The sequence below is a fragment of the Dietzia cercidiphylli genome (assembly GCF_014145145.1).
GTDB classification, from domain to species: domain Bacteria; phylum Actinomycetota; class Actinomycetes; order Mycobacteriales; family Mycobacteriaceae; genus Dietzia; species Dietzia natronolimnaea.
Genome location: NZ_JAALEA010000477.1, coordinates 1 through 1724, shown reverse-complemented (window position 1 = coordinate 1724; position 1724 = coordinate 1). Strand labels below are relative to the sequence as shown.

1 protein-coding gene is annotated in these 1724 nt (G+C 70.7%); it reads right to left on the bottom strand.

Annotated elements, in window-relative coordinates; all coding sequences use genetic code 11:
* Positions 1 to 144: 144 nt before the first annotated feature.
* Positions 145 to 1724, bottom strand: a 1580-nt coding sequence (locus G6028_RS15845) for an alpha-amylase family protein (RefSeq protein WP_182659447.1), incomplete at its 5' end; no start/stop codon positions are given.

The window sequence follows — 1724 nt, the reverse complement described above, 5'->3', positions numbered from 1 at the left end:
GCCCCGCCTCGTCGCGGGCGACCTCCTCGGGCGTCCGCCAGGCCGCCCCGGGGTCGACGGGCGGTGGCACCCTGCCGGGCGCCGTGGCGGAGCTCTCGGTAGCGGGTCGGCCCTTGCCGTGGTGCTTTCCCATGCCGTTGTCCCTCAATCCACGATGTGCGTGCGGTAGGTCAGTTCGACCCTACGTGCTTCGTCGCAGGGCGGGACCACGACGATGTGTGCGACCGCCGTCCACGGCTCGAGTCGCACGTAGTTGCTCGAACCCCAGTGGAACTCGCTGCCGGAGACCTCGTCGTGGACGCTGAACCGGGCGTCGTCGTCGTACCCGAGGGCGGCCATGTCCAGCCGGAGGGTGCCCTCCTGGACCCCGTGCGAGTCGAGTGAGACCACCGTGAGGACGCAGTCGCCGGTGGTGGGGTCGAGTTTGGAGTAGGCGAGGATCTGGTCGTTGTCGACGTCGTGGAACCGCAGGGTGCGCAGCTGCTGGAGGGCGGGGTGCTCCCGGCGGATCCGGTTGAGGGTTCGGAGCCACGGCGCGAGGGACTGGCCCGCCGCCTCGGCACCGGCGAAGTCCCGGGGCCGGAGCTCGTATTTCTCCGAGTCCAGGTACTCCTCGCTGCCGTCGGTGACGGGCTGCCACTCGAACAGCTCGAAGCCCGAGTACACGCCCCACGCCGGGGACAGCGTGGCCGCGAGCGTCGACCGGATCGCGAACATCGCGGGGCCCCCGCGCTGCAGCGACTCGTGGAGGATGTCCGGGGTGTTGGTGAACATGTTGGGCCGGGCCTCGTCGACGTGCGCCAGCAGCTGCTCGCAGAACTCCACCAGGTCGGACTTGGTGGTCTTCCAGGTGAAGTAGGTGTACGACTGCGAGAAGCCCCGCCTGGCCAGGCCGAACATGCGGGCGGGACGGGTGAAGGCCTCGGCGAGGAACAGCACGTCCGGTTCCGTGCGCTTGACCTCGGCGATCAGGCGGCTCCAGAAGTCGGCCGGCTTGGTGTGCGGGTTGTCCACCCGGAAGATCCGGACGCCCAGGGAGGTCCACAGCCGCACCACCCGGAGCACCTCGGCGTAGATCCCCTCGGGATCGAGGTCGAAGTTGACGGGGTAGATGTCCTGGTACTTCTTGGGCGGGTTCTCGGCGTAGGCGATGTGCCCGTCGGGCAGCACCGTGAACCACTCGGGGTGCGCCTGCGCCCACGGGTGGTCCGGCGCGCACTGCAACGCCAGGTCCAGCGCTATCTCGACACCCCTCGTGGCGGCGTACTCGACCAGCTCGCGGAAATCCTCGATGGTGCCGAGCTCCGGGTGCACCGCGTCGTGGCCGCCGTCCGCGGAACCGATCGCCCAGGGCGAACCGACGTCGCCCGGGTCCGGGGTGAGCGAATTGTTGCGGCCCTTCCGGTTGACCACCCCGATCGGGTGGATGGGCGGCAGGTACACCACGTCGAAGCCCATGTCCGCGGCGTGGTCGATGTGGGTGCGCGAGGTGGCGAAGGTGCCGTGGACGGGCCGGCCCCGCTCGTCCCACCCGCCCGTGGAGCGGGGGAAGAACTCGTACCACGAGCTGAACTGGGCCTCGCGCCGGTCCACCCACACGCGGTGGGTCTGGCCGGCCGTCACCAGCTCGCGGACCGGTCCGGCGGCCATGGCGGCCGCGACCTCATCGGACAGCGCCAGCGAGGTCCGGGTCCGGGCGTCCCCGGTGCCGCGGAGCGCGGTGG